Genomic DNA, 7869 nt, shown 5'->3' on the forward strand with positions numbered 1-7869 from the left:
TTTAATGTTGAACTAGAAAGAGGAAATCCGCATGCGTGCTCTTACCTATCATGGTGCTCGGGATGTACGAGTTGAATCTGTTCCAGATCCAGTGATTCAGGAACCAGATGACGTTATTTTAAGGGTGACAGCCACCGCCATCTGTGGCTCAGATCTGCATTTATACCGGGGAAAAATCCCGGCCACTGAAGACGGTGATATTTTCGGCCATGAATTTATGGGAATTGTAGAAGAAGTCGGCCCACAAGTAACCGAAGTCAAAAAAGGTGATCGGGTAATTATTCCCTTTGTGATTGCATGCGGTCACTGTTTTTTCTGTGAACATGAACTAATGGCTGCCTGTGAAAATACCAATACCGGCCGTGGTGCAATTCTCAATAAAAAACAGATTCCACCAGGGGCAGCTTTATTTGGCTTTAGCCATCTGTATGGTGGTATACCGGGTGGTCAAGCTGAATATGTGCGGATCCCCAAGGGCAATGTCGGACCATTTAAAGTGCCAGGCTCCCTGCCTGATGAAAAAGTATTATTCCTGACCGATATTCTACCAACCGCCTGGCAAGCAGTGAACAATGCCCAAGTTGGTCGAGGTTCCAGTGTGGCGATTTATGGTGCTGGCCCAGTCGGTCTGCTGGCTGCTGCCTGTGCGCGGATGCTCGGTGCCGAGCAGATTTTTATGGTCGATCACCATCCTTATCGTCTGCGTTTCGCACATCAAACCTATGGAGTGATTCCGGTCAATTTTGATGAAGTCGATGCCGCTGAATTTATCATTCAAAATACCACGGGTTATCGTGGAGTCGATGCCGTCATTGATGCGGTCGGTTTTGAAGCTAAAGGCAGCATGCTGGAAACCGTAATGACCAACCTGAAATTAGAAGGTTCGAGTGGTTCAGCGTTAAGACAATGTATTGCAGCGGTCCGCCGCGGCGGTGTGGTGAGTGTACCTGGAGTTTATGCCGGTCCAATTCATGGCTTCCTGTTTGGTGATGCCTTTGACAAAGGTTTAACCTTTAAAATGGGACAAACCCATGTGCATAACTACTTGCCGCAGTTGCTAGAACATATTGAAAATGGAGATCTGTCTCCAGATCTGATTATTACCCATCGCATGAAACTGGAAGATGCTGCGGAAGGTTACCGTATTTTTGATAAAAAAGAAGAAGACTGTCGTAAAGTGATTCTGACGCCATAAATATGATTAAAGGAAAGCGCCATCAGGCGCTTTTTTATTTTTTATCATCATTTTATCAATCCTCTTTTTCTTGTTTTTAAGGGCTTTGTTGCACAAAGATTTGAAATGCAAAGCGCCCCTAATTGAGCCAAATTTAAGGCGTAACTTGGGTAAGTGGTCGACCTAATTCCGTAAATCTGTTAAGCACTGCTACACGTGCATGGATCTCATTCACTTGGCTATCAAAACTCCTTGCACTGAGTTTATCTCCTAATAATTTAATGCAGTGCATCTTAGTTTCAACCAAACTTCGCCGATGATAGCCTGACCATTTTTTCCATAGTGTCCTGCCTAAACGTTTAACTGTTCGAAGTAATTCATTTCGCTCTAGCGAGCTACTCTTTGTATCTTTCCATGGTTTCGCATTTTTTCTAGGTGGAATCACCGTATGCGCTTGCCGATCTGCAATGACCTGACGGCATTGCTTGGTGTCATAAGCTCCATCGGTATAAACAGAGTCAATCTGCTCATCTTGTGGAATCTGATCAAGTAAATCACCAAGCACCTGTGAATCACTGACATTATTGGTTGTAAGCTGAACTGCTCGTATTTGCAGGGTTTTGGCATCTATACTAATATGAAATTTACGCCATTGGCGACGATATTCAGGTCCATGTTTCTTGCGTTTCCATTCGCCCTCACCTAGAAACTTCATGCCTGTAGAGTCTATGAGTAGATGCAGCCCATCGCTACTTTTTTGGTAGCTGATTGCAATATCAATATGCTTTTGTCTTCTACAAAGCGTACTGTAATCTGGTGCTGTCCAATTTAATCCGCAAAGTTTAATCAGACTTTGCACAAAGCCAGTGACCATACGTAAAGACAGACGGAATAAGGATTTAATCATTAAGCAGCATTGGATGGCTGCGTCGGAGTAGGTTTGATTTCGCCCTTGTTTGCCTTTTGATGGAGCATACCATTGCGTAGCAGGATCAAACCAAATGGCAATATTTCCGCGACTCATGAGTGCTCGGTTATATGCGGGCCAATTGGTTGTGCGGTAGATTTTCTGTGTAGGCTTCTTCATTTGAAAATTATATCGCTGAAAAAGCCGTTACAGATAGGTTTGTGCAACAAAGCCCTTAGTTGAAAAAAACTTTTAGATTTCATGCTCACACACCACCTAAAACAAAAAAATATCTGATTGATTTTACAGGCTTTTAATTTAAGGTTTTATTCTACCCACTCGCAATATCAACGTTTAGTATCACGACTCACTAACTCATTAACTAAATATGGAGCAGTACGACTATCTTGATTTTCTGTTATTTGTTTTGGTGTTCCTGCCACAACAATATTCCCACCAGCATTTCCAGCACCTGGTCCCACATCAATCACCCAATCTGCTTGTGCAACGGCACGCATATCATGCTCAATCATAACCACGGTATTACCCGCATCGACTAATCGCTGCAATTGAACTAACAATCGATCTACATCTGATGGATGCAAACCTGTAGTTGGCTCATCAAGTATATACAGTGTATTTCCACGCTGATTGCGTTGCAGCTCGGTCGCCAATTTAATACGTTGCGCTTCTCCACCAGATAGTTCAGTCGCTGGTTGCCCTAAACGTAAATAACCAAGGCCAATTTCCTTTAATAATTGTAGTGAACGAGCAATCGAGACCTCTCCATCAAAAAAATCACGTGCTTCATTGACGGTCATTCCTAATACTTCAGCAATATTACGTCCATTCCAGCGAATTTTCAGAGTGTCATCATTATATCGAGCACCATGACATGTCGGACAAGGGGCATATACACTTGGCATAAACAATAATTCTACACTGACAAAGCCTTCACCTTCACAAGTTTCACATCGCCCTTTAGCCACATTAAACGAAAAACGTCCAGCATCATAATGAGCTTGGCGAGCTTCAGGAGTCCCAGCAAATAACTTTCTAACATGATCAAATAAACCCGTATAAGTTGCCAGATTAGAACGTGGAGTACGGCCAATTGGTTTTTGATCAACCTGTACCAGACGCTGTATAGCCTCCACATCACCAGCCAGAGAACCCTGTGTAACCTCGGTAACCAACATTCCTTCATTTAAAGGATTATTTTCATTATTGTTTTCAGTTTCAGATTCATTGCCTAAATATGAAAGTACTAACTCGGGTAAAGCTTGAGAAACGAGACTAGATTTACCTGAACCTGAAATACCTGTAACTGCTGTAAGTACACCAAGAGGTATACGAGCATCAATATTATGCAGGTTATGTCGGTAAATATTGTTAAGTTCAAGCCAACCAGAGGGTGTACGTCCATAACTTTGAGTAACTGGGATTTTATTAAATAAATAACTTGCAGTACGTGAAGCTGAAATCTCACTTAAACCCTGAGGTACTCCACTATATAAAATATTACCACCTTGCTCTCCTGCATCTGGTCCAACATCCACTAACCATTGAGCACGACGCATGAGCTCTAAATCATGCTCTACAACAAATACGGAGTTTCCAGCGTCTCTTAATTTATCGAGAGAATCATATAATGACTGACTATCTGAAGGATGTAATCCAGCAGACGGTTCATCCAGTACATAAACTACACCAAATAGCATAGAACTTAATTGTGTTGCTAAACGCAAACGTTGTAACTCTCCCGCTGAAAGAGTCGGTGTGGCTCTATCTAATGTTAGATAACCAAGACCTAACTGGCGTAATTGATTTAAACGCCCCACCACACCATTTGCTAAACGCTGCGCAGCAATTTTCTTTTCATCTGAAAGTGCTGACGTACGTCTTACATCTGGAGATACAGAATGCACTGCTCTACCTGTTGTTGCTCGTTCGGATCTATCAAGTTGGGTTACTTTATTATTAGTCTTTTCTCCAGCATCATGAGCGTCGAAATTGCCAAGAACAATGGGCTCAAGCAGGCAAGTTAACTTATCCAAAGAAAGTTGCATAAACTCACCAATATCTACTCCAGCAAAGGTAATAGATAAGGCTTCTGGTTTAAGGCGTTTACCATGACAGGAAGGGCATATTTTTCCTTCCATAAAACGTGAAACACGTTTTTTCATCAACGTACTTTGGGTATTAGCAAAAGTATGAAGGACATAGCGACGAGCACCAGTGAAAGTGCCCATATAGCTGGGTTCTAGTTTACGTTTAAGTGCAGATTGAGTCTCAGCGGGGCTTAAACCAGCATAGACAGGAACTGTTGGGGTTTCTTCAGTAAATAAAATCCAGTCTCTATCCGATTGCGGTAAATCTTTCCATGGTCGATCGACATCATACCCTAGGGTTACTAGGATATCGCGTAAGTTTTGCCCGTGCCAAGCAGGTGGCCATGATGCGATAGCTCTCTCACGAATACTGAGTGTTGGGTCAGGAACCATTGTCGATTCTGTAACTTCATAAATGTGACCTAAACCATGACAGGTAGGACAAGCACCTTGAGGAGTGTTCGGTGAAAAGTCCTCGGCATATAACATTGGCTGATCGGCAGGATATGCACCAGCACGCGAATAAATCATTCGCACGAGACTTGATAAAGTTGTTACACTTCCAACAGAAGAACGGGTATTACTTGCACCACGTTGTTGTTGCAATGCTACTGCTGGTGGTAGACCATCAATAGCATCAACATCTGGTACTCCGGCCTGATCTATTAAGCGTCTTGCATAAGGTGCAACAGATTCGAAATATCTTCTTTGTGCTTCAGCAAAAATAGTTCCAAAAGCAAGTGATGATTTTCCTGAACCCGATACACCTGAGAAAACAACAAGTGCATTTCTTGGGATAGAAACATCTACATCCTTAAGGTTATGCTCACGTGCACCTCGAACTTCAATACAATTATTAGATAAAGTAATGTTATTGTGTTCACCAAAAGAATGTATTTTCATGTTTCTACGAGCCTGTAAATTATTTTGTGTAAGTCTCATTTTTTATAAATGATCTTTTAATCGATCATCGAACTGAATCGTAAACCAATTCATTGCTAAACGCCAATTTTGAATTGGCATGGTCCATTTTTTAGCAGCATTTGAAGTTGCTAAATAAATGACCTTTTTCACTGAATCATCAGAAGAGAAGATCTTTCTCTTTTTAGTTGAATGGCGGATCACGCTATTCAATGATTCAATTGCATTTGTTGTATAAATCGCATGACGTATTTCAGCAGGATAGCTAAAGATCGTTCGGATATTTTCCCAATTTGCCCGCCAGGATTCTCCAATTTTTGAATACTGGTGATTCCATTGATCGCAGAAGATATCTAGGGGCTTTAAAGCATTTTCCTCTGTACTTGCCTGATAGATCGCCTTCAATCCTGCTGTTACAGCTTTGTAGTCCTTCCAGCTCACAAATCTCAGGCTATTGCGTACAACATGTACGATACACAGCTGGATATCAGTATGAGGGTAGACAGAGGCTATCGCATCAGGAAAGCCTTTTAGTCCTGAGAAGCGCTGCTTCGCAAGGCAGGCTACAAGAATATCTTGCACTCCTCGATTTTTAAGCTCTGTCATGACTGACAGCCAGAATTTGGAACCTTCTGTTTGAGCAAGCCACATGCCAAGAAGTTCTTTTTGGCCATCCAGGTTAATGCCTAATGCTAAATAAACTGATTTATTGATTACTGTTGAATGCTGACGAACCTTAACAACAATGCAATCTAAATAGACAACAGGATAAAGACTATCGAGTGTTCTATTTTGCCATTCTGTCACTTGTTCAATGACAGCATCCGTCACCTTACTAATAAGGGAGGCAGATACATCGGCACTGTTGCAAATAGTGATTTGAGTCGATGATGTTCCCTTTAAAAAGTGCTTAGAGACCGAAAACCCTGTTGATTAGACACACTTCACCCTGAGGCTGACCATAATAAAATGACGATGCTTGTCCTTTACGTAGTGCACGCATGACTTCAATACCTTTAATTGTGGCATAAGCAGTCTTCATAGATTTGAATCCTAATGTGGCCCTGATGATTCGCTTTAACTTACCATGATCACATTCAATGACATTATTTTTATACTTAATCTGCCTGTGCTCAATATCTACTGGACATTTTCCTTCTCGCTTTAATCGTGATAAAGCATGGCCATAGGTCGCTGCTTTATCTGTATTGATGACCCGTGGAATTTGCCATTTTTTCACCGTATTGAAGATCTTTCCTAGAAAACTATAGGCTGATTTACTGTTCCGTCTAGCGGAAAGGTAAAAGTCAATCGTATGACCCCGTTGATCAACTGCACGATACAGGTAAGTCCATCGCCCCTTCACTTTGATATAAGTCTCATCCATATGCCATGAATGTAAATCTGTAGGATTACGCCAATACCAGCGTAACCGTTTTTCCATTTCTGGAGCATAACGCTGAACCCAACGATAAATTGTACTGTGATCCACATTTATGCCTCGTTCAGCGAGCATTTCTTGAAGTTCACGATAGCTGATGCCATATTTACAATACCAACGAACAGCCCAAAGAATGATTTCACCTTGAAAGTGCCGACCGTGGAAGGGATTCATCTGCTGTATCTCGAAATAAATAAGATATTTAGCTTATCATGTCAGCCTATTTGCAACAGTGCCTTATTTTGAATCATCTTGGTTATGAGATTACAGCTTCGACTGGTCGACCTCAAGAGTCAGAATATTTAACCTATCTAGGGGCGAGTGAAATTATTGATCGTATTGAATTATCTTCCCCAGGAAAGCCATTAAACAAAGAAGTTTGGGCTGGCGTAATTGATACTGTTGGAAGCCATACTTTAGCCAATGCATGTGCTAGTACAAAATATCGTGGTGCAGTTGCTGCGTGTGGTTTGGCAGGCGGAATGGATTTTCCAGCAACAGTTGCTCCATTTATTCTAAGAGGGATTACCTTATATGGAATTGATAGCGTGATGGCACCAATCGAATTAAGAAAAGAAGCATGGGAACGTTTGGCTACAGAATTAGATCAAACAAAATTAGAAACAGTAACGACTGAAATTCAGTTAACAGATGCTTTAAATATTTCAAATGAAATTTTAGATGGAAAAATTCGAGGTAGAGTTGTTGTACAGATATAGTTCAACAAAATGAGTTGTGGGACTGTTCTAAATTTTGTGTAAGTACTTAATTTTCATTTATCCTACTGAGGATAATAAAAAGAGGTACTTCACATGGATGAAGCTACAATCAAAAGTATGGCAGCTGAATTAGCTAAAGGTTTAAAAACTCCTGAAGATTTAAACCAAATGACAGCCATATTTAAAAAGTTCATGATCGAAACCGCTCTGAATACTGAGCTTTCTGAACATTTAGGCTATGAAAAGCATCAACCTAAGAAAGGATCTAATGCACGTAATGGTTTTAGCTCCAAAACAGTTCTAACACAAGATGGGCAGCTTGCTTTAGATATCCCTCGTGATCGTGATGGCTCTTTTGAACCACAGATTATTAAGAAGCATCAAACACGCATTACTAGCATGGATGATCAAATTCTTTCGCTATATGCGAAAGGAATGACAAATAGAGAAATTGTTGCTTTTTTAAAGAAATGTACGATGCCGATGTATCGGCACTGTTGCAAATAGGCTGACATGATAAGCTAAATATCTTATTTATTTCGAGATACAGCAGATGAATCCCTTCCACGGTCGGCACTTTCAAGGTGAAATCATTC

Annotated in this window: 4 protein-coding genes and 3 pseudogenes; 3 read left to right on the top strand and 4 right to left on the bottom strand. The window is 41.1% G+C overall.

From position 1 onward, the window contains the following. Positions 1–31: 31 nt before the first annotated feature. Positions 32–1195 carry a zinc-dependent alcohol dehydrogenase gene (locus J500_RS09835; protein WP_004897278.1) on the top strand — a complete coding sequence of 388 codons (1164 nt, stop codon included), beginning with the start codon at positions 32–34 and terminating at the stop codon, positions 1193–1195. A gap of 133 nt (positions 1196–1328) precedes the next feature. Here J500_RS09835 and J500_RS09840 read toward each other — a convergent pair whose 3' ends face one another. The 4 genes and pseudogenes from J500_RS09840 to J500_RS09855 form a co-directional block, all read right to left on the bottom strand. Then, positions 1329–2261, bottom strand: coding sequence for an IS5 family transposase (locus J500_RS09840; RefSeq protein ID WP_079284451.1), 933 nt, complete (start codon positions 2259–2261; stop codon positions 1329–1331). A gap of 167 nt (positions 2262–2428) precedes the next feature. Continuing rightward, the gene (locus J500_RS09845; RefSeq protein WP_004979617.1) at positions 2429–5095 is read right to left on the bottom strand and encodes an excinuclease ABC subunit UvrA; all 2667 of its coding nucleotides are present in this window, start codon (positions 5093–5095) and stop codon (positions 2429–2431) included. A gap of 42 nt (positions 5096–5137) precedes the next feature. Further along, a pseudogene (locus J500_RS09850) lies at positions 5138–5974 on the bottom strand (IS256 family transposase); the annotation flags it as partial. 49 nt (positions 5975–6023) lie between these two features. Further along, complete coding sequence (locus J500_RS09855; RefSeq protein WP_001067783.1) at positions 6024–6728, bottom strand: IS6-like element IS1008 family transposase; 705 nt, start codon at positions 6726–6728, stop codon at positions 6024–6026. A gap of 62 nt (positions 6729–6790) precedes the next feature. Here J500_RS09855 and J500_RS09860 point away from each other — a divergent pair. Next, positions 6791–7273 (top strand): annotated as a pseudogene (locus J500_RS09860) (zinc-binding dehydrogenase); the annotation flags it as partial. 93 nt (positions 7274–7366) lie between these two features. Beyond that, a pseudogene (locus J500_RS09865) lies at positions 7367–7773 on the top strand (transposase); the annotation flags it as partial. Positions 7774–7869: the final 96 nt, after the last annotated feature.

Source organism: Acinetobacter sp. 479375 (assembly GCF_000581715.1).
Lineage (GTDB): Bacteria > Pseudomonadota > Gammaproteobacteria > Pseudomonadales > Moraxellaceae > Acinetobacter > Acinetobacter ursingii.

Coding starts and splice junctions, on each gene's coding strand:
- J500_RS09855 (WP_001067783.1), bottom strand. CDS start 6,728: ATGAATCCCTTCCACGGTCGGCACTTTCAAGGTGAAATCATTCTTTGG.
- J500_RS09840 (WP_079284451.1), bottom strand. CDS start 2,261: ATGAAGAAGCCTACACAGAAAATCTACCGCACAACCAATTGGCCCGCA.
- J500_RS09845 (WP_004979617.1), bottom strand. CDS start 5,095: ATGAAAATACATTCTTTTGGTGAACACAATAACATTACTTTATCTAAT.
- J500_RS09835 (WP_004897278.1), top strand. CDS start 32: ATGCGTGCTCTTACCTATCATGGTGCTCGGGATGTACGAGTTGAATCT.